This is a genomic window from Bacillus sp. BACIII, assembly GCF_057836745.1.
In genome coordinates, this window is sequence record NZ_CM174437.1 from 55,402 (window position 1) to 75,555 (window position 20,154).

At 45.8% G+C, this 20,154-nt stretch carries 19 protein-coding genes and 2 tRNA genes; all 21 read left to right on the forward strand.

Annotation, left to right across the window (positions count from 1 at the left end; all coding sequences use genetic code 11):
• Positions 1 to 78 precede the first annotated feature (78 nt).
• The 21 genes from spoVT to pabB all read left to right on the forward strand — a co-directional run bounded on the left by spoVT (position 79) and on the right by pabB (position 20,153).
• The gene (gene spoVT, locus ACXN9U_RS00310; RefSeq protein ID WP_016936529.1) at positions 79 to 615 is read left to right on the forward strand and encodes a stage V sporulation protein T; all 537 of its coding nucleotides are present in this window, start codon (positions 79 to 81) and stop codon (positions 613 to 615) included.
• Positions 616 to 776: 161 nt separating this feature from the next.
• Positions 777 to 2,357: a putative polysaccharide biosynthesis protein gene (locus tag ACXN9U_RS00315; RefSeq protein ID WP_489202056.1), complete on the forward strand. Its 1,581-nt coding sequence runs from the start codon at positions 777 to 779 to the stop codon at positions 2,355 to 2,357.
• On the forward strand, positions 2,347 to 3,822 hold the full coding sequence (gene yabN / locus ACXN9U_RS00320) for a bifunctional methyltransferase/pyrophosphohydrolase YabN (RefSeq protein WP_489202057.1): 1,476 nt from the start codon (positions 2,347 to 2,349) through the stop codon (positions 3,820 to 3,822). Before ACXN9U_RS00315 ends, yabN begins: the two co-directional genes overlap by 11 nt.
• 2 nt (positions 3,823 to 3,824) lie before the next feature.
• Complete coding sequence (locus ACXN9U_RS00325; RefSeq protein WP_007409934.1) at positions 3,825 to 4,085, forward strand: RNA-binding S4 domain-containing protein; 261 nt, start codon at positions 3,825 to 3,827, stop codon at positions 4,083 to 4,085.
• A gap of 78 nt (positions 4,086 to 4,163) precedes the next feature.
• Positions 4,164 to 4,466, forward strand: a complete 303-nt coding sequence (gene yabP, locus ACXN9U_RS00330; protein ID WP_004264638.1) for a sporulation protein YabP — start codon at positions 4,164 to 4,166, stop codon at positions 4,464 to 4,466.
• Positions 4,463 to 5,098 (forward strand): spore cortex biosynthesis protein YabQ, encoded by a 636-nt coding sequence (gene yabQ, locus ACXN9U_RS00335; RefSeq protein ID WP_489202058.1) that lies wholly within the window; start codon positions 4,463 to 4,465, stop codon positions 5,096 to 5,098. The genes yabP and yabQ overlap by 4 nt, the downstream gene beginning before the upstream one ends.
• A gap of 17 nt (positions 5,099 to 5,115) precedes the next feature.
• On the forward strand, positions 5,116 to 5,493 hold the full coding sequence (divIC, locus tag ACXN9U_RS00340; protein WP_016936533.1) for a cell division protein DivIC: 378 nt from the start codon (positions 5,116 to 5,118) through the stop codon (positions 5,491 to 5,493).
• Between the two features lie 80 nt (positions 5,494 to 5,573).
• Positions 5,574 to 5,960 (forward strand): S1 domain-containing RNA-binding protein, encoded by a 387-nt coding sequence (locus ACXN9U_RS00345; RefSeq protein ID WP_004264630.1) that lies wholly within the window; start codon positions 5,574 to 5,576, stop codon positions 5,958 to 5,960.
• Positions 5,961 to 6,119: 159 nt separating this feature from the next.
• Positions 6,120 to 6,196: transfer RNA gene (locus ACXN9U_RS00350), tRNA-Met, on the forward strand.
• Positions 6,197 to 6,205: 9 nt separating this feature from the next.
• A tRNA-Glu gene (locus tag ACXN9U_RS00355) sits at positions 6,206 to 6,277 on the forward strand.
• A gap of 209 nt (positions 6,278 to 6,486) precedes the next feature.
• On the forward strand, positions 6,487 to 8,976 hold the full coding sequence (gene spoIIE / locus ACXN9U_RS00360; RefSeq protein WP_060963765.1) for a stage II sporulation protein E: 2,490 nt from the start codon (positions 6,487 to 6,489) through the stop codon (positions 8,974 to 8,976).
• 67 nt (positions 8,977 to 9,043) lie between these two features.
• A complete protein-coding gene (locus ACXN9U_RS00365) occupies positions 9,044 to 9,781 on the forward strand; it encodes a vWA domain-containing protein (protein WP_060963764.1) in 738 nt (245 codons plus the stop codon).
• The gene (locus tag ACXN9U_RS00370) at positions 9,747 to 10,748 is read left to right on the forward strand and encodes a protein kinase domain-containing protein (RefSeq protein ID WP_489202059.1); all 1,002 of its coding nucleotides are present in this window, start codon (positions 9,747 to 9,749) and stop codon (positions 10,746 to 10,748) included. The genes ACXN9U_RS00365 and ACXN9U_RS00370 overlap by 35 nt, the downstream gene beginning before the upstream one ends.
• A 104-nt stretch (positions 10,749 to 10,852) precedes the next feature.
• Positions 10,853 to 12,271 carry a tRNA lysidine(34) synthetase TilS gene (gene tilS, locus ACXN9U_RS00375; RefSeq protein WP_489202060.1) on the forward strand — a complete coding sequence of 473 codons (1,419 nt, stop codon included), beginning with the start codon at positions 10,853 to 10,855 and terminating at the stop codon, positions 12,269 to 12,271.
• Positions 12,268 to 12,807, forward strand: a complete 540-nt coding sequence (gene hpt / locus ACXN9U_RS00380) for a hypoxanthine phosphoribosyltransferase (protein ID WP_004264611.1) — start codon at positions 12,268 to 12,270, stop codon at positions 12,805 to 12,807. Before tilS ends, hpt begins: the two co-directional genes overlap by 4 nt.
• A 97-nt stretch (positions 12,808 to 12,904) precedes the next feature.
• Entirely contained in the window at positions 12,905 to 14,824 is a 1,920-nt protein-coding gene (ftsH, locus tag ACXN9U_RS00385; RefSeq protein WP_004264608.1) for an ATP-dependent zinc metalloprotease FtsH, read from the forward strand.
• A 148-nt stretch (positions 14,825 to 14,972) separates the two neighbouring features.
• On the forward strand, positions 14,973 to 15,749 hold the full coding sequence (locus ACXN9U_RS00390; RefSeq protein ID WP_016936538.1) for a type III pantothenate kinase: 777 nt from the start codon (positions 14,973 to 14,975) through the stop codon (positions 15,747 to 15,749).
• Between the two features lie 10 nt (positions 15,750 to 15,759).
• A complete protein-coding gene (hslO, locus tag ACXN9U_RS00395) occupies positions 15,760 to 16,635 on the forward strand; it encodes an Hsp33 family molecular chaperone HslO (RefSeq protein WP_060963762.1) in 876 nt (291 codons plus the stop codon).
• A 45-nt stretch (positions 16,636 to 16,680) separates the two neighbouring features.
• Entirely contained in the window at positions 16,681 to 17,571 is an 891-nt protein-coding gene (locus tag ACXN9U_RS00400) for a peptidyl-prolyl cis-trans isomerase (protein WP_489202061.1), read from the forward strand.
• Positions 17,572 to 17,646: 75 nt separating this feature from the next.
• A complete protein-coding gene (gene cysK / locus ACXN9U_RS00405) occupies positions 17,647 to 18,573 on the forward strand; it encodes a cysteine synthase A (RefSeq protein ID WP_004264603.1) in 927 nt (308 codons plus the stop codon).
• Between the two features lie 167 nt (positions 18,574 to 18,740).
• Positions 18,741 to 20,153: an aminodeoxychorismate synthase, component I gene (pabB, locus tag ACXN9U_RS00410; RefSeq protein WP_060963760.1), complete on the forward strand. Its 1,413-nt coding sequence runs from the start codon at positions 18,741 to 18,743 to the stop codon at positions 20,151 to 20,153.
• Position 20,154 lies beyond the last annotated feature (1 nt).

The following is a 20,154-nucleotide window of genomic DNA, read 5'->3' on the forward strand; positions in this document are numbered from 1 at the left end:
TTTCAAGCGAGTGGCGGAAGCTACATAAAGTAGTACTTTCCCTTAAATATCATCACATGAAAGAGAGGCACCAGAGAGATGAAAGCTACAGGTATTGTACGTCGTATTGATGATCTAGGACGGGTCGTCATCCCTAAGGAAATTCGGAGAACACTGCGAATCAGGGAAGGAGACCCGCTTGAAATATTCGTTGACCGCGACGGAGAAGTTATATTGAAAAAATATTCTCCTATCAGTGAGCTTGGCGATTTTGCGAAAGAATATGCGGATGCATTGTATGACAGTCTCGGCCATTCCGTTTTGATTTGCGACCGTGACGTGTATATTGCCGTTTCGGGCAGCTCCAAAAAAGAATTTTTGAACAAATCCATCAGCGATTTGCTCGAAAAAACGATGGACCAGCGCAGCTCGGTGCTGGAAAATGACGTAAAATCCGCACAGCTTGTTAATGACATTGATGAAGACATGAGCTCCTATACAATTGCTCCTATCGTGGCGAATGGCGACCCTATCGGTGCCGTGGTCATTTTTTCTAAAGAACAGGCACTTGGAGAGGTAGAACACAAAGCGGTAGAAACGGCAGCCAGCTTTTTGGCGAGACAAATGGAACAGTAGGTCTTATTACCATTATTGAAATAAGAAACGGGGAAAGAACAGCTCTTAAACAAGTGCTGTTCTTTTTCATATGTGTTCACTATCGGTTCGGCCGTTAGGATTGTGATATAATAAGCTCGTTTTATAGACGTAATTTTCTAGCGGCTGGAAGGAGCTTTTGGATGAACGATTCAGTTGGCGCCAAACGGCAATCGGCATGGAAAGGTGCTTTTGTGCTTGTTGTTGCGGGCATCGTGACAAAGATATTAAGCGCCGTGTACAGAGTTCCTTTTCAGAATATTGTCGGTGACGTCGGATTTTACATTTATCAGCAGGTGTATCCGTTTTTAGGCATCGCGGTCATGCTCTCAACATCCGGATTTCCGGTGATCATCTCAAAATTAATGAACGATTATAGCGATCATAAACAAAAAATAATGAAAATTTCCGCCCTTTATGTCACGGCGGCCGGACTTATACTGTTTGTGCTCATGTATGCCGGCGCGGCGCCGTTGGCCGGTTTTATGGGTGACGCCCGCCTTGAACTGCTGATACGGGTAGCGGCGTTCGCTTTTATCCTGTTTCCATTTACGGCAGTTTTTCGGGGGTATTTCCAGGGCGTGCATGATATGATGCCGTCCGCCTTATCCCAGATCACCGAACAGCTTCTTCGAGTGGCGGTGCTTCTCGGTTTATCTTTCTGGCTTTTGAAAAGCGGCCGTTCATTATATGCAGCAGGTGCAGGGGCGGCCTCGGGATCAATCGCCGGAAGCTTGGCGGCTCTTTGCATATTGGCCTTATTCTGGTACAAGCGGAAAGACAAGAAGCCGGACATCGGACATATCGAAACAGGTATCATTGTAAAAAAGCTGCTGCTTTATTCAGTCACCATCTGTATCAGCAGTGTACTCATGCTTTTGATTCAGCTTGTAGACGCCTTAAACTTATATTCACTGCTGTCAGACGGGACAAAGAGCCATGCTGCGAAACAGCTGAAAGGCATATATGACCGCGGACAGCCGCTCCTTCAGCTGGGAACCGTGTTTGCCGTCAGTATCGCCGCATCTCTTGTCCCCTCCATTTCAAAAGCGGTGCATGGGAACAAGGCGTTTATTATAAAAGAGAAAGCGACCTCTGCCATTAAGCTCTGCCTTGCGGTAGGAATCGGCGCATCGGCCGGACTTTTTTGCATTTTAGAACCGGTGAACATCATGCTTTTCCAAAACAGTGAGGGGACGCAGACCTTACAAATATTCAGCTTATCAATCTTTTTTGCTTCGATTGCGCTTACGGCAGCCGCGATCCTGCAAGGCGCGGGACATACCGTCTTCCCCGCCGTGTCCGTCTTGGCGGGAGGGGTGCTGAAATGGGTGCTGAATGTTTGGCTGGTCCCGGGCTGGGGTATTACAGGAGCGGCGCTGGCGACCGTCTTGGCATTTGCCGCAGCCGCGTGCCTGAATCTGCAGAGAATTTGGTCGAAGGGCTGGCTGACGAATATCGGCGGCATAATTGCCCGTTTGTGCTGGTGCACTCTGCTGATGGCTTCTTTTCTGTTCGTGTATATGAAGCTTTGGCAGTTATTCGTTCCCGTCAGCAGAACCGGAGCAGTATGTGAGAGTCTGTCTGCGTCAGTCATCGGAGGGCTTTTGTTTATTTATTGTATGATGAGAATGAAGATATTTACGGACGAAGAGCTGAGCAGCCTTCCTTTCGGCAATGCTTTAAGCAAATTGAACAAGAGGAGAGAAAAACATGGCAGGTAACATTACGGTCGTCGGCCTCGGCGCCGGTGACATGGATCAGTTGACAGTGGGTGTACATAAGCTGCTGACTCAGGCGAAGCATCTATATATAAGAACGAAAGACCACCCTTTGATTCCGGAATTAGAGCAAGAGACGGAAGCGGACATCCGGTATTTTGATGATATTTATGAAAAACATGATCAGTTTGAAGCGGTCTATGAAGAGATCACGGACATTCTGTTTGAAAAAGCGAAGCAAGAGGATGTCGTCTACGCTGTGCCCGGCCATCCGTTTGTCGCTGAGAAAACCGTTCAGCTGTTATTTGAACGCCGGGAAGAACAGCAGGTGACCGTTCATACCGCCGGAGGACAAAGCTTTCTGGATGCCACCTTTAATGCATTGCGAATTGATCCGATTGAAGGGTTTCAATTTACAGATGCGCAAACAATGACGCCGGATGAGCTTGAGCTCCGCCATCACCTGATCATTTGCCAGGTTTATGACCAGATGACGGCCTCTGAGGTGAAGCTGACGCTTATGGAGAAATTGCCTGACGACTATGAAGTGGTCATCGTAACGGCAGCCGGAAGCAAGGGAGAAAAGATCACCAAAGTGCCTTTGTTTGAACTTGACCGCAATGTAGAGATAAATAACTTAACAAGTGTATATGTTCCGCCGATTAAAAAAGAAGAACTCCTTTACCAGGAATTTTCCGCATTCCGAAGAATTATTCGTGAGCTTCGCGGGCCGAACGGCTGTCCGTGGGATCAAAAGCAGACACACCAGTCATTAAAGAAATATATGATTGAGGAATGCTACGAATTGCTTGAGGCCATTGACGAAGAGGACACGGATCACATGATAGAAGAGCTCGGGGATGTTATGCTTCAGGTTATGCTTCACGCCCAGATCGGAGAAGACGAAGGGTATTTCTCAATTGATGATGTCATCAGAGACATCAGCGCCAAGATGGTCAGACGGCACCCGCACGTGTTTAAGGATGTTAAGGTTCAGGATGAACATGATGTCGTCGCCAACTGGGAAGAAATCAAAAAGGCGGAAAAGCAAACAACATCCTCTTCATTGCTGGATGCCGTGCCAAAAACACTGCCTTCTCTTGCAAAAGCGGCCAAGCTTCAGAAAAAAGCCGCAAAAACCGGCTTTGACTGGGATGACGTTCAGGATATATGGGATAAAGTAAATGAAGAGCTGAAGGAATTTTCTGCAGAGGCTTCCGCCGAATCAGCAGATGAAATCAGCTTAAAAGCTGAATTCGGCGATGTTTTATTTGCATTGGTCAATATCGGCCGATACTATAAAATTGAGCCTGAGGAAGCGCTCGCCATGACAAATGATAAATTCCGCAGACGTTTTGCTTATATTGAAAAAGAAGCGGCGGCAAAGGGACTTGAATTGACCGCAATGTCACTTGAGGATATGGACAAATTGTGGGATGAAGCAAAAGAAATGGAGAGGAGATTCTAGATATGAGACTTGATAAGTTTTTAAAAGTATCCAGATTAATTAAGCGCCGCACTTTGGCGAAAGAGGTCGCCGACCAGGGGAGAATCACCGTTAACGGGAATCAGGCGAAAGCCAGCTCAGACGTAAAAGCCGGCGATGAACTGACGGTCCGCTTCGGCCAAAAGCTTGTCACCGTAAAGGTAAACGAATTGAAAGAAACAACCAAAAAAGAAGAAGCCGCGGGCATGTATACCATCGTCAAAGAAGAAAAACTCGGCGAATAGGCTTGTTCTAAACAAAGCTCCCGCCTCATACAATGCAGTAATAATGCTAAAAGTATCGAGGATATGGGGGCTGAATAGATGAATTCATATTATGAGCAAAAAGGTTCTTCTTCTGTTCCGGAACAGCATGATGTAACGATGAAAGGGAGAAAGCATTTAGACATTTCGGGCGTCAAGCATGTAGAAAGTTTTGACAACGAAGAGTTTTTGCTGGAAACGGTTATGGGAATGCTTTCCGTCAGAGGCGAGAATCTGCAGATGAAAAACCTTGATGTGGAAAAAGGGATTGTATCTATAAAGGGCAGGGTGTTTGACCTTGTATATTTAGACGAGCAGCAAGGGGATAAAGCTAAAGGGTTTTTTAGCAAGTTGTTTAAATGACGCTGACGACCCAATTTTATACGATGCTGGCAATGACCGGTATGGGCGCCTGGCTCGGAGCGTCGCTTGATACATACAGGCTGTTTGTCAGCCGCGCCAAAACGGCCAGATGGCTGTTATTCATTCATGACCTTCTTTTTTGGATTGTACAAGGTCTGCTGTTTTTCTATGTGCTGCTCAACGTGAATGAAGGTGAACTCAGGATATACATTTTCTTGGCTGTCTTACTGGGAATTGCGACGTACCAAAGCCTGTTTAAACGAATGTATATAAAAATACTGAAATTCGCCATCCATCTTGGGGTATCTCTTTATCAATTTGCAAAAAAGCTCATTCAGCATGTGCTGTTCCGTCCGGTGGTTCTGCTTTTTAAGCTGCTCATCGGGCTGATCACGTTTATTTCTTTATACTCCTATCGGGTGAGCGCCTTTTTTGTGAAGTGTCTTTTTAAGATCGTAATGTTTTTGCTGCATCCGCTGTTCTTCCTGTTGAAACAATTATTGAAACTTCTTCCTGAAAAGTGGCGTCTTACTTTCAAACGATATTTTCAAAAAAGTGCAGGATTTTTACAAAAGAGCAAGAAACTAATCATAACAATCAGATCGACCATGATACGTATTTTGAAAAGATGAAAGGAGGACCGTCTGGTTTGAATCTATCTAGAGAACGTACAATAACTGAAATTCAAAACGACTATAAAGAGCAGGTTGAACGGCAATCCCAGCTTATGAAAAGAAGGCGGAAAGGGCTTTTCAGACGGTTGATCGTATTCGGCGCCCTTGTGTTGTTGACGGCTATTGTCTTAGCGGGTTCTCTGTGGTCACAGACCTCTTCCCTTAGCGCAAACGAAGAAAAGAAAGCTCAGCTGGAAAAACAAGTGAAAGAATTGGACGCGAAACAGGCTGATTTAAAAGATGAAATTTCCAAATTAAAGGATGAGGATTACGTCACAGAGCTTGCCAGAAGAGACTTGTTTATGTCAGGAAATGGTGAGATTCTCTTCAATGTAGAAAAGAAGAGCAAGTAGCCTTGTTGACACTTAAATTTTTATTTAGGTATAATTAAACAAACGATCTTTTTATAAGCCTAAGGAGGAGCACTTTTTTTATGTCGATTGAAGTTGGCAGCAAGTTGCAAGGGAAAATAACAGGTATTACAAATTTCGGAGCATTTGTTGAATTGCCTGGAGGCTCAACCGGTCTCGTTCATATCAGTGAGGTAGCCGATAATTATGTGAAAGACATTAACGAGCATTTAAAAGTCGGCGATCAAGTTGAAGTGAAAGTCATCAACGTTGAAAAAGACGGGAAAATTGGTTTATCAATTAAAAAAGCTAAAGACCGTCCGCAAGCCAGACCTAGAAATGATTTCCGTCCGAAAGAATCTTTTGAACAGAAAATGAACAAGTTTCTTAAAGATAGCGAAGACCGCTTATCATCTTTAAAACGAAACACGGAATCAAAACGTGGAGGGCGCGGAGCAAGAAGAGGATAACTTGCTGCTTTCTATAAATACATTGGAGCATCCGTCTATCCCGCGGGTGCTTTTTTTTGTATATATCCCTGTAGTCAGAAAATTAAAACTTCAAACTTTCTGTTGACGGAATGAAGAAACCTTTGTATTATATAACTTGTGCTTATAAGCACCTTATATGGCGGTGTAGCTCAGCTGGCTAGAGCGTACGGTTCATACCCGTGAGGTCGGGGGTTCGATCCCCTCCGCCGCTACCATATATATATGGCCCGTTGGTCAAGCGGTTAAGACACCGCCCTTTCACGGCGGTAACACGGGTTCGAATCCCGTACGGGTCATCAAGCGAATCGGCTTCTGTTGCAGAAGCCGATTTTTTCATATTTAGACAACTTTTTGAGAAATGTCGGAGGAAATAAGAGAGGAAAGGGGAACAAGGGAGAAAGCGTCGAAGAGTTCTTTGGAATCGTTACCTTCTTTTGACAAAATCCTATCTGTGCTTTCATTTATAATGACAAGCAACGAATAAAACAGGTGGGGGATGAGAGCAATGGAAAAAGCGGAAAGAAGAGTGAACGGGCCGATGGCGGGACAAGCTCTGGAAAAACTGCAATCGTTTTTTGAAAAGGCTGCAAAGCTTGCGGTTCATCAGGCGCATTCACTTTTTTTCTATAAGGGTTTCATTTATGTCGTGATCGGTTTTCTGCTTGGACGGGCTTTTATATTATCTGAGGTTCTTCCGTTTGCGCTGCCGTTTTTCGGGGCGATGCTTTTGATCAGAAGAGATAAAGCCTTCTATGCTTGTCTGTCATTACTTGCGGGCGCTTTAACCATTTCGCCGAAACACTCTTTGCTGATTCTCACAGCTTTGGCCGTCTTTACTCTATTTTCAAAAATCGGTACATATATCATGCAGGACCGGGTGAAGATGCTGCCGATCGTAGTGTTTTTCTCTATGGCTGCCGCGAGAATCGGTTTTGTATATTTTGATAGCGGCGCTTTTACCACTTATGACTATGTGATGGCTGTGGTCGAGGCTGGCTTGGCCTTTATTTTGACGCTGATCTTTTTGCAAAGTCTGCCGATCTTCACGATCAAAAAAGTGAAACAATCATTAAAAATAGAAGAAATCATCTGTTTTATGATCTTGATCGCATCCGTTTTAACCGGTCTTGCAGGCGTTTCGTTTCAGGGAATGCAGGCTGAACATATACTGGCCCGTTATGTGGTTCTGAGTTTTTCCTTTGTCGGCGGAGCAAGCATCGGCTGTACTGTCGGTGTTGTGACCGGGCTGATTCTCGGGCTTGCGAATATCGGCAATCTCTATCAAATGAGTCTGCTTGCGTTTTCCGGGCTTCTTGGCGGACTGCTGAAGGAAGGCAAGAAAGCCGGCGCCGCAGTCGGATTAGTGATCGGCTCACTGCTGATTTCATTATATGGGGAAGGGTCCGCCGGGTTAATGACCACCCTTTACGAATCTTTGATTGCCGTTGCCTTGTTTTTAATTACGCCCCAGTCGATTACGAAAAAGGTGGCGCGATACATACCGGGCACTGCTGAGCACAGTCAGGAACAGCAGCAGTACGCGAGAAAAATCAGAGATGTCACTGCCCAGAAAGTAGATCAGTTCTCCAATGTGTTTCATGCCTTGTCGGAGAGCTTTGCTACTTTTCATCAGACGTCTTCCGATGAGCAGGCTGAAGAAGGGGAAGTGGATCTCTTTTTAAGCAAAATCACCGAGCATTCCTGCCAATCCTGTTATAAGAAAAGCAAATGCTGGGTTCAAAACTTTGATAAAACATATGATTTAATGAAACAAGTTATGCATGAAACAGAGGAAAAACAGTATGCCTCAAACCGCAGATTAAAAAAGGAGTTTCAGCAGCACTGTTCCAAATCCAGACAGGTGGAAGAGCTGATTGAAGACGAACTTGCCCATCATCACGCCCATCTGACCCTGAAGAGAAAAGTTCAGGACAGCAGAAGGCTTGTTGCCGAGCAGCTGTTGGGGGTTTCTGAGGTCATGGCGGACTTTTCTCGGGAAATAAAACGGGAAAGGGAGCAGCATTTTATTCAGGAAGAACAAATGATAGAGGCGCTTCAGCATTTCGGAATCGAGATTCAGCATGTCGAGATATACAGCTTGGAGCAGGGCAATATTGATATCGAAATGACAATACCGTTCAGCGGCGGGCACGGCGAGAGTGAGAAAATTATCGCCCCGATGCTGTCTGACATTCTTGAGGAGCAGATACTTGTCAAAAGCGAACAGCACTCGGCTCATCCGAATGGCTACAGCCATGTCGCGTTCGGTTCGACCAAGTCTTACCGGGTATCGACAGGCGCGGCTCACGCGGCAAAAGGAGGGGGCCTTGTCTCCGGCGACAGCTACAGCATGATGGAACTGGGGGCGAGAAAGTATGCGGCCGCGATCAGCGACGGCATGGGCAATGGGGCGAGGGCCCATTATGAGAGCAATGAAACGATTAAACTTCTCGAAAAAATTCTCGAATCGGGTATTGATGAAAAAATCGCGATCAAAACGATCAACAGCATTCTGTCTTTACGGACGACAGATGAAATCTACTCAACTCTCGATCTTTCTATCATTGATCTTCAGGATGCAAGCTGTAAATTCTTGAAGGTCGGTTCAACGCCGAGTTTTATCAAGCGGGGAGATCAAGTCATGAAAGTGCAGGCCAGCAATCTGCCGATCGGCATCATCAATGAATTTGATGTGGAGGTCGTAAGTGAACAGCTGAAAGCGGGAGATCTGCTCGTCATGATGAGTGACGGTATTTTTGAAGGGCCGAAGCACGTAGAGAACCACGACCTGTGGATGAAACGGAAAATGAAAGGGCTGAAAACCGAAGACCCGCAGGAAATCGCTGATATATTAATGGAAGAGGTCATCAGAACGCGTGCCGGCCAAATCGAAGACGATATGACGGTCGTTGTCGTCCGGATTGACCACAATACGCCGAAATGGGCATCCATACCGGTGCCGGCGGTTTTCCAAAATAATAAGGAGATTTCTTAATCCTTTCGTATAAATCACATTCCTTCTGGCGAAGATGGGACTAATCGTATCACCGGGAGGAATGAATGTGAATAAGGGACATTTAAATCAAGTTCTGCTGATTACAGATGGCTGCTCCAATCATGGTGAAGACCCGATTGCAATGGCGGCTTTCGCCAAGGAGCAGGGGATTACGGTGAATGTTATAGGAATTATGGAAGAAAACGCGATTGACCAAGAGGCAATGAAGGAAGTTGAAGGCATCGCCATGGCCGGAGGCGGCGTCCATCAAGTTGTGTATGCGTCTCAATTGTCTCAAACGGTTCAAATGGTGACAAAAAAAGCAATGACCCAGACACTTCAAGGTGTCGTCAATCAAGAGCTTAAACAAATTTTAGGGAAAAACATTGAAATGGAAGAACTTTCTCCGGAAAAACGCGGCGAAGTGATGGAAGTGGTTGATGAACTCGGCGAAACGGTTCATCTGCAAGTGCTTGTGCTGGTTGATACGAGTGCGAGTATGGCGCCGAAACTGCCGACGGTGAAAGAAGCGCTGATTGATCTTTCCATCAGTTTAAATTCCCGAGCCGGTCACAATGAATTTGCCATGTGTATATTTCCCGGGAAAAGCCAGGAAGTTGAGCTTGTGTTGAATTGGACGCCGAAGCTTGAATCGCTTTCCGCTCTCTTTGCGAAGCTGTCAACCGGCGGTATCACCCCTACGGGTCCCGCTATCCGGGAAGCGGCGCAGCAGTTTGAAAGAATCCGCTCAAGAAGGAGCATGTTGGCAGATGATGAACGACGCTTTAACGAGTTTGGCATGTAGTCTGGCACCGGGAACGGAAATCCAGGGCAAGTGGAACGGCAAATCCTACAGATTGCTCAAACAGCTTGGCAAAGGGGCTAACGGTATTGTATATCTGGCAGAAGCATCAGGCGGACATGTCGCTTTGAAAATAAGCAGCGACAGCATGTCTGTTACCTCTGAAGTGAATGTCTTAAAATCCTTTTCAAAGGCCCGGTCGCAAACGATGGGGCCTTCTTTTTTTGATGCGGATGATGCCTTTATACCGCAGCTGAATAAAAATGTCTCTTTTTACGTGATGGAGTACATAGAAGGGCCGCTTCTTCCGCAATATATCAGCAGTAAGGGAGCGGAGTGGATTCCGGTGCTGATGGTGCAGCTTCTTTCCAGTCTGTCTGTCCTTCATCAGCAAGGATGGGTCTTTGGCGACCTCAAGCCGGAAAACCTCATTGTAACCGGACCTCCGGCTGCCATTCGCTGCATTGATGTAGGGGGAACGACAAAACAGGGGCGCGCGATTAAAGAGTATACGGAGTTTTACGACAGGGGCTATTGGGGGTATGGAACAAGAAAAGCGGAGCCATCCTATGACCTGTTTGCTGCAGCCATGATCATGATCCACTGTGTTCAGAAGAAAGAGTGCAAAAAGACAGGACAGCCGAAAGAACAGCTTCGTTCTATTATTGAAGGCCACCCGTTTTTGAATAAGTATAAGAAGGTTCTGTTTTCTGCTTTAAACGGGCAATATCCGTCTGCTGAAGCGATGAAACATGACATCCTTACGGCAGGACAGAGCACGGGCGGCAAAAGGAAAACCGCCGCCAGGCCTAAGCCGCAGCAGGCAAAACCGCGGCAGGGCACTGTTTCTCAGACACGGTATAAACCAAAACAAAAGCCCGCAAAACACAATGGTTTGTTTGAAACAACACTTATTCTAATCAGCGTTCTCGCCCTTTATTTCGCTTACATCGTCTTTTTTCTCATCTAATGCCGGCCGATCGCCGATGTTCATGCTTCTTCTTTGCTTGGAGGGAATGAAAGTGATAGGATATGTATATCTTTAAAAAACCTGCTCATTGTGAGGGGGACATTGTGAAAAGCGTGGAAGATTTTTTCAAAACATATCATCTTCAGGCGGAGGGAGAAACGATTATTGCCGGAGTCTCCGGGGGCCCTGATTCAATGGCGCTTCTCAGCATGCTGAATAAGCACTTCGGGCATTCCTCCGTTATCATTGCGGCGCATGTCGACCATCAGTTCAGGGGATCTGAATCTGAAGAAGATATGAAGTTTGTGCAGTCATATTGCGAGGCGGAACACATCCTTTGCGAAGCGGTACAGATTGATGTTTCCGCATATGCAAGGAAGAATAAGCTGAACAAGCAGGCTGCCGCGCGTGATTGCAGATATCAGTTTTTTAAAGAGCTGATGGCAAAACACCAAGCAAAGTTTTTAGCGCTGGCTCATCATGGCGACGACCAAGTTGAGACAATGCTCATGAGGCTTGCGAAAGGTACGCTCGGGGCGGGGCTTGCGGGAATGCAGCCTGTCCGCGAATTTGCATCCGGCCTGCTGATCAGACCTTTCCTCTATATGGCAAAAGATGAAATTCTTGAATACTGCCATCAAGAAGGGCTGTCCTACAGAACGGATGAGAGCAACTCAAAAGACGATTATACAAGAAACAGATTCAGAAAGACCGTGCTTCCTTTTTTAAAACAAGAATCACCTGACGTTCATAAAATGTTTCAAAAAGTGAGTGAAGCACTGACAGAAGACGAACAATACTTGCAGTCATTAACGAAAGAACGAATGAATAAGGTTATTACAAGCAAGTCTGACACATCAGTTGAAGTCAATTCCTCTCAATTGCTTGCCCTTCCGATACCTTTACAAAGAAGAGGAGTTCAACTAATATTAAACTATCTTTATGAAAACGTTCCATCGTCGTTTTCCGCCCGCCATATCCAGCAGTTTCTTGAATGGGCAGAAAACGGAAGCGCCTCAGGAGTGCTTGATTTTCCAAAAGGGCTGAAGGTGGTCAAATCATATCAGACATGTTTGTTTACATTTGAACAATGGCAGTGTGAAAAGATTCCCTTTGAGCTGCAGCTGCAAGGAGCGGAAGGCGAGACTGCTGTTCTGCCCAACGGCTTTATGATAGAGGTGGCCGATCAGGCCGACCCTCATATCAAAAATGGGAATGCTGTTTTTATAACAAGCAGAAATAAGGTGCAATTTCCTTTAACAATCCGGACGAGAAAAATCGGCGACCGGATCAAACTTAAAGGGATGAATGGCTCGAAAAAGGTAAAAGATATATTTATTGATCATAAACTGCCTCTGCGTGATCGGGACGAATGGCCGATTGTAACGGATGCAAGCGGTGAAATTATCTGGCTGCCTGGCTTGAAAAAATCCATCTTTGACAATCTTGTGATTTCAAACAGTGACCGCATTGTATTACAATATAGACAGCATGAAAAGTGTAGGGGGCAAGCATTAACATGAAACAAGATATCGAAAAAGTGCTGATTTCAGAAGATGAGATCCAGCAGAAAGTAAAACAGCTTGGAGAACAATTAACAAGCGAGTACAGCGACACGTTTCCGTTGGCAATCGGTGTGTTAAAGGGAGCGCTCCCTTTTATGGCTGATCTTATAAAGCATATTGATACATATTTGGAAATGGACTTCATGGATGTATCAAGCTACGGAAATTCCACGGTTTCTTCCGGAGAAGTCAAAATCATCAAAGATTTGGATACATCTGTAGAAGGCCGGGACATCTTAATCATTGAAGATATTATCGACAGTGGGTTAACCTTGAGCTATCTCGTAGAACTCTTCCGATATCGTAAAGCGAAATCAATTAAGATTGTTACCCTGTTGGATAAACCAAGCGGAAGAAAAGCGGACATTAAAGCAGACTTCGTAGGCTTTGAAGTCCCTGATGCGTTTGTTGTGGGTTACGGACTTGATTATGCCGAACGCTATCGCAATCTGCCTTACATCGGAGTGTTGAAACCGGCGATTTATGAAAGCTGATCGGCTGCCTGCTTCCGAGATGGTTATCGGTTGTATTGGAATGATTTTCTATGGTACTATTGAACATAGTTGTGCTTACTGTGGGAGGAGGTAAGGAATGAATCGGGTCTTCCGTAATACCATTTTTTATTTACTTATTTTATTAGTAGTAATCGGGGTTGTGAGTTACTTCCAGACTTCAAACCCGAAAACAGAAAATATGTCGTACAGTACGTTTATCAAGAACCTCGATGAAGGGAAAGTTGATAGCGTATCGGTTCAGCCTGTCAGAGGTGTTTATGAGGTAAAAGGACAGCTGAAAAAATACGACAAAGACCAGTACTTTTTAACACATGTTCCTGAAGGAAAAGGAGCAGACCAGATATTTGACGCAATTAAAAAGACGGACGTAAAAGTTGATCCCGCACAGGAAACAAGCGGGTGGGTGACGTTCTTAACGACGATCATTCCGTTTGTCATCATCTTTATTCTGTTTTTCTTCCTGCTCAACCAGGCTCAGGGCGGCGGAAGCCGTGTCATGAATTTCGGAAAGAGCAAAGCGAAGCTGTATACGGAAGAAAAGAAACGCGTGAAGTTTAAAGATGTAGCCGGCGCGGATGAGGAGAAGCAGGAGCTTGTTGAGGTTGTTGAGTTTCTGAAAGATCCCCGCAAATTCGCCGAGCTTGGCGCCAGAATTCCTAAAGGCGTGCTGCTGGTCGGACCTCCGGGAACCGGTAAGACATTGCTTGCGAGAGCCTCAGCCGGTGAAGCTGGCGTTCCTTTCTTCAGCATCAGCGGATCTGACTTCGTTGAAATGTTTGTCGGTGTCGGTGCTTCCCGTGTGCGTGATTTATTCGAAAATGCGAAAAAGAATGCGCCTTGCCTGATCTTCATTGATGAGATCGACGCGGTAGGACGTCAGCGCGGCGCCGGTCTTGGCGGCGGGCATGATGAACGCGAACAGACGCTGAACCAGCTGCTTGTTGAGATGGACGGTTTCAGTGCGAATGAAGGAATCATTATTATCGCTGCGACAAACCGTGCGGACATTCTTGACCCTGCATTGCTCCGTCCGGGACGTTTTGACCGTCAGATTACGGTAGACCGTCCGGATGTCATCGGCCGTGAAGCCGTATTGCAGGTCCATGCGAGAAACAAACCGCTTGATGAGACGGTGAACTTAAAAGCAATCGCTTCAAGAACACCTGGTTTCTCAGGCGCAGATTTAGAAAACCTTCTTAACGAAGCGGCACTTGTTGCTGCCCGTCAAAACAAGAAGAAAATTGATATGCGCGACATTGATGAAGCAACGGACCGTGTCATTGCGGGTCCTGCGAAGAAGAGCCGCGTCATCTCGAAAAAAGAACGCAATATCGTGGCGTACCACGAAGGCGGTCACACTGTTATCGGACTTGTGCTGGATGAAGCCGATATGGTTCATAAAGTAACGATCGTTCCGAGGGGGCAGGCAGGCGGATACGCGGTCATGCTTCCGAGAGAAGACCGTTACTTCCAGACAAAACCTGAGCTTCTCGACAAAATTGTCGGTCTTCTGGGCGGACGCGTTGCCGAAGAAATTATTTTCGGCGAAGTCAGCACCGGGGCTCACAATGACTTCCAGCGGGCAACGAACATTGCCAGAAGAATGGTGACGGAGTTCGGCATGTCAGAAAAACTCGGACCGCTCCAGTTCGGTCAATCTCAAGGCGGTCAAGTATTCCTGGGCCGGGATTTCAACAACGAGCAAAACTACAGTGATCAGATCGCTTACGAAATCGATCAGGAAATTCAGCGCATCATTAAAGAATGTTATGAGCGTGCGAAAACCATCCTGACTGAAAATCGCGATAAGCTTGAATTGATTGCTCAGACATTGCTAGATGTGGAAACATTAGATGCGGAACAAATCAAGCATCTCGTGGATCATGGAAAACTCCCAGAGCGCAATTTCTCAGATGACCATCTTCAAAAAGACGATGTGAAAGTAAACATTCTGTCTAAAACAGAAGACGAAAAGAAAGACGAACCGAAAGAATAGTTCGCTTTCCGATATGAAAACCGCCGGCTTATACCGGCGGTTTTTTTACTGGTTCCGTTTTGTTTACAAAAGAGCCGCAGATCGTGTATGGTATTGTAGAATGTTGAAAAAGTTATGATTAGAAACTATTCAAAAGTGGTGATAGAGGTTGTTACTGGTTATAGATGTGGGGAACACCAACACCGTGATTGGTGTATATCATGATGGTGAATTAGAATATCATTGGCGTGTAGAAACGAGCAGACACAAAACAGAAGACGAATTCGGCATGCTGCTCCGCTCCTTATTTGAACATTCCGGACTTATGTTTGAACAGATCGAAGGAATTATCATCTCATCCGTGGTGCCGCCGATTATGTTCTCTTTAGAAAGAATGTGCACAAAATACTTTCACATCGAGCCGCAGGTTGTCGGCCCGGGGATGAAAACAGGTTTAAATATAAAATATGACAATCCGAAAGAAGTGGGAGCAGACAGGATTGTCAATGCCGTTGCGGCGATTCATCAGTATGGCGGCCCCTTAATTGTCGTTGACTTCGGAACGGCGACGACGTATTGCTACATTGATGAAAACAAACAATATATGGGCGGCGCGATAGCTCCCGGCATTACGATTTCAACGGAAGCGCTGTACTCGCGCGCGGCCAAGCTTCCGAGAATTGAAATCGCCCGACCGGACAATATCATCGGCAAAAACACGGTAAGCGCTATGCAGTCCGGCATCCTTTTCGGCTATGTCGGACAAGTTGAAGGCATTGTCAAGCGGATGAAATGGCAGGCCAAACAAGAGCCCAAAGTCATTGCGACAGGCGGTCTTGCCTCATTAATCGCAAATGAATCAGACTGTATTGATGTTGTTGACCCGTTTCTTACTTTAAAAGGGCTGGAAATTATTTATGAGCGAAATCGCGTGGGTCACGTATAGGAGGTAAACGATGGATTATTTAATTAAAGCAATTGCATATGACGGTAAAGTTCGGGCTTATGCAGCAAGAACGACTGATATGGTAAATGAAGCGCAAAGAAGGCATGACACATGGCCGACGGCATCAGCCGCAATCGGCCGGACGATGACGGCGTCTCTGATGCTCGGAGCGATGATGAAGGGTGAAGATAAGCTGACCGTCAAAATAGAAGGCGGCGGGCCGATCGGTGCCATCATCGCAGATGCGAATGCAAAGGGCGAAGTCAGAGCATACGTAACAAATCCGCACGTTCACTTTGACCTCAATGAACAGGGGAAGCTGGATGTGAGACGGGCGGTAGGAACGGACGGAACACTTAGTGTCGTAAAAGATTTAGGCTTGCGTGATTATTTTACGGGACAAGTAGAAATTGTCTCAGGTGAACTTGGTGACGACTTCACATACTACCTTGTTTCTTCTGAACAAGTCCCTTCATCTGTCGGTGTAGGAGTGCTTGTGAACCCTGATAACACGATTCTCGCTTCCGGCGGGTTCATTATTCAGCTTCTTCCGGGGACTGATGAGGAAACCATTTCAACAATTGAAAAGCGATTATCTCAAATCGAACCGATTTCAAAATTGATTCAAAAAGGCCTGACACCGGAAGAAATTTTAGAAGAAGTACTGGGCCAGAAACCGGACGTACTTGAGAATATGCCGGTCAAATTTCACTGTTCTTGTTCTAAAGATCGTTTCGAAGCAGCCATTTTAGGACTAGGCAAAAAAGAAATACAAGATATGATAGAAGAAGACGGAAAAGCCGAAGCGGTTTGCCATTTTTGTAATGAGAAATATTTATTTACAAAAGAAGAACTGGAAGAGCTTCGTGACGAAACAACCCGCTAGCTCTTTAGCGGGTTGTTCTATTTTAAAAAAGGGATGGGGTAGATTTTGAAACCGAGAACACTTTTGACGATTATTGTAGCGGCGCTGTTAGTATGCAGCGTGGCAGTCGCGTATAAGTTAACAAAATCCCAAGCTGCAGGGTCATCTGAAGAATCCATCGCGACAATCGGTGATAAACATATCACGCGGCAGGACTGGATGAAAAAGATGGAAGACCAGTACGGAAAATCGACCTTGGAAGACATGATTAATACACAAGTAGTGGAAGAGCTTGCGAAAAAGAATAAACTTACAGTTTCAAACAGCGAATTGGAACGTGAATTTCTTTTAATCAAAGCGGTGAATAATTCATTTTATGAAGACGATCATATTACGGAAAAAGAATGGAAAGACCAGATCCGCTACAACATTCTTCTTGAGGAACTTCTGACGAAGGACATCGATATATCGGATAAGGAAATGCAATCATTTTATAATAAAAATAAAGAACTGTATCAATTCGATGATTCCTACAGAATCCGGCACATCGTCGTCAAAAGCAAAGAAGAAGCGGACAGGGTGCTTGCTGATTTGAAAGGCGGTTCCAGCTTTGAAGCCGTCGCCGCAGAGCGTTCCACTGACAGATACACGTCTCAGTATGGCGGAGACCTCGGATTTGTGACAGAAAACCAGGAGAATATCCCGCAGGAATATATCACAGAAGCCAAAAATCTCAAAGAAAATGAATGGTCCGCTGAACCGATTAAAGTTTCTTCAGGATACGCCGTCATTCAGCTGAAAGAAAAGCTTAAAGCAAGAACTTTCTCATATAATGAAGTGAAGAGCCAAATCAGACGTCAGATTGCGATGGTTCAATTAGGTGATAAGGCGACAGTCAAAACGCTGTGGAAAGAGGCGGGAGTCTCTTGGTTCTACGGGGAAAAAAGAACTAAATGATTGACAAAAAATTTTGAAATTGATAACTTATATTTATAATACCAATAAATTTAGTCGGAAATTGAGGTGTCCAACATGGTGCGTATTGCAAATTCTATTACTGAACTAATCGGAAATACTCCTATTGTGAAATTGAATCGCCTGACGGATGAAAACAGCGCAGATGTATATCTGAAGCTTGAATACATGAATCCGGGCAGCAGCGTAAAAGACCGTATCGGAGCTGCGATGATTGAAGCGGCTGAAAAAGAAGGCAAATTAAAAGCCGGCGACACAATCATTGAACCGACAAGCGGAAATACAGGAATCGGTCTTGCGATGGTGGCAGCGGCAAAAGGCCTCAGAGCCATTCTCGTTATGCCTGATACGATGAGCATGGAGCGACGCAATCTGCTGCGCGCTTACGGAGCAGAGCTTGTGCTGACTCCCGGCGCAGAAGGAATGAAGGGCGCCATTAAAAAGGCGGAGGAGCTTGCAGAGGAACACGGCTATTTTGTGCCTCAGCAATTCAACAATGCGGCAAACCCGGAAATTCACCGCCAAACGACTGGGAAAGAAATTGTAGAACAGTTTGGAGACGACCAGCTTGATGCGTTCGTGGCCGGTATCGGTACGGGCGGAACCATCACGGGAGCGGGTGAAGTGCTGAAAGAAGCATATCCATCCATCAAAATCTATGCGGTAGAGCCGGCGGATTCTCCAGTTCTTTCTGGCGGAAAACCGGGTCCGCATAAAATCCAGGGTATCGGAGCGGGTTTTGTCCCTGAAACATTGAATACGGACATTTATGATCAGATCATTCCCGTCAAAAATGAGGATGCATTTGAATATGCCCGTAAAACGGCAAAAGAAGAAGGGATTCTCGGCGGTATTTCTTCCGGAGCGGCCATTTACGCGGCGCTGGAAATCGCGAAAAAACTGGGGAAAGGCAAGAAAGTGCTTGCGATCATCCCTAGTAATGGAGAGCGTTACTTAAGCACCCCTCTTTATCAGTTTGAATAGAGACATACACACGGCTCCCGGCTGTATCCGGGAGTTTTTTTTGTGCCTGAAGCATCGAAAATCCAAAAAACGTTTCGAATTTTATGGTTGGAAGAGAAATTCACTTTTTTCACCAGTATGATTGCTTTAAAATAAAACTACAGAAAACGAAGCAGAGGATTGATAAGATGGCACAACGCAGACCGGCAGGAAGAAAGATACCTTTTACGAAGCAAGCATTTTTACAGCAATATGAGAACCTTTCGAAATCGAGAAAACGGCATGTTCTGCTCGAAAGCGCGAGAGGGGGAAGATTCAGTATAGCCGGTCTAGATCCGATTGCGTCCGTCAGAGGGAAAGACGGAATCACAACGATCAAGCATGAAGGGGAAACGCTGTTTAAAGAAGGTGACCCGCTGCGGGCTTTTCATGATTGGTTTGAGACGCTTGGGACGGAAACAAACGATGAGTTCCCGGATTTTCAAGGCGGCGCGATTGGATTTATCAGTTACGACTACGCCCGATACATTGAGAATTTTAAAATGCTGTCTTTAGATGATTTGGAAACACCTGATATATACTTTCTCATTTTTGATGATGTGGCCGTTTACGACCATGAGGCTGAGGCGTTATGGCTCATTACCCATACCGAAGCGGAAGAAGCCGGGCTTGCGGAAGAAAAGCTGTCCGGTTTAGAGGATATGTGGCGCTCCCGTCAAACAGGGGACGAGCCTTTTTCTCCGCTGAACCGGGAAGGAGACGGATCGTATGTCGCTCCGTTCACTGAAGAAGGATTTTCACAGGCCGTAGAACAAATTAAGCAATATATCGCGAGCGGCGATGTGTTTCAGGTTAATCTGTCCATCAGGCAATCCCAATCCTTATCCGTTCACCCGTATGAGGTGTATAAACATTTGAGAAACGTCAACCCGTCGCCTTACATGGCTTATCTTGAGACACCGGGTTTTCAAGTGATATGCGGGTCGCCGGAGCTATTGGTGACAAAAAAGGGGAAGAAGCTTGAAACAAGACCGATCGCGGGTACGCGTTCAAGAGGAAAAGACGATGCAGAAGACAAGGCGCTGGCTGATGAATTAATTCACAACGAGAAAGAACGTGCGGAACACGTCATGCTTGTTGATCTGGAGCGCAATGATCTCGGCCGCGTATCGCGCTACGGCTCCGTGCGGGTTAACGAGTTTATGGCGATCGAAAAATATTCGCACGTCATGCATATCGTGTCAAATGTACAGGGGGAGCTGCAGGACGGATATGACGCGACAGACATTATTCATGCGGTTTTCCCGGGTGGCACCATCACCGGAGCACCCAAAGTGAGAACGATGGAAATTATAGAAGAGCTTGAGCCGACAAGGCGGGGGCTTTATACTGGATCTATAGGCTGGTTCGGATTCAACGGAGATTTGCAATTTAACATTGTGATCCGGACGATCTATGCAGCCGGCGGACATGCTTTTATGCAGTCCGGAGCAGGAGTGGTCATTGACTCGGTTCCGAAGCACGAATACAAGGAATCGTTCAAAAAAGCTTTTGCCATGAAAAAGGCGTTAGAGCTGAGCGAAGAAGAGACAAAAAATTAGA

Excerpts from the sequence above, each read along its gene's own strand:
- spoVT (WP_016936529.1), top strand. The coding sequence starts at position 79 with ATGAAAGCTACAGGTATTGTACGTCGTATTGATGATCTAGGACGGGTC.
- ACXN9U_RS00315 (WP_489202056.1), top strand. The coding sequence starts at position 777 with ATGAACGATTCAGTTGGCGCCAAACGGCAATCGGCATGGAAAGGTGCT.
- yabN (WP_489202057.1), top strand. The coding sequence starts at position 2,347 with ATGGCAGGTAACATTACGGTCGTCGGCCTCGGCGCCGGTGACATGGAT.
- ACXN9U_RS00325 (WP_007409934.1), top strand. The coding sequence starts at position 3,825 with ATGAGACTTGATAAGTTTTTAAAAGTATCCAGATTAATTAAGCGCCGC.
- yabP (WP_004264638.1), top strand. The coding sequence starts at position 4,164 with ATGAATTCATATTATGAGCAAAAAGGTTCTTCTTCTGTTCCGGAACAG.
- yabQ (WP_489202058.1), top strand. The coding sequence starts at position 4,463 with ATGACGCTGACGACCCAATTTTATACGATGCTGGCAATGACCGGTATG.
- ACXN9U_RS00345 (WP_004264630.1), top strand. The coding sequence starts at position 5,574 with ATGTCGATTGAAGTTGGCAGCAAGTTGCAAGGGAAAATAACAGGTATT.
- spoIIE (WP_060963765.1), top strand. The coding sequence starts at position 6,487 with ATGGAAAAAGCGGAAAGAAGAGTGAACGGGCCGATGGCGGGACAAGCT.
- ACXN9U_RS00370 (WP_489202059.1), top strand. The coding sequence starts at position 9,747 with ATGATGAACGACGCTTTAACGAGTTTGGCATGTAGTCTGGCACCGGGA.
- hpt (WP_004264611.1), top strand. The coding sequence starts at position 12,268 with ATGAAACAAGATATCGAAAAAGTGCTGATTTCAGAAGATGAGATCCAG.
- ftsH (WP_004264608.1), top strand. The coding sequence starts at position 12,905 with ATGAATCGGGTCTTCCGTAATACCATTTTTTATTTACTTATTTTATTA.
- hslO (WP_060963762.1), top strand. The coding sequence starts at position 15,760 with ATGGATTATTTAATTAAAGCAATTGCATATGACGGTAAAGTTCGGGCT.
- cysK (WP_004264603.1), top strand. The coding sequence starts at position 17,647 with ATGGTGCGTATTGCAAATTCTATTACTGAACTAATCGGAAATACTCCT.
- pabB (WP_060963760.1), top strand. The coding sequence starts at position 18,741 with ATGGCACAACGCAGACCGGCAGGAAGAAAGATACCTTTTACGAAGCAA.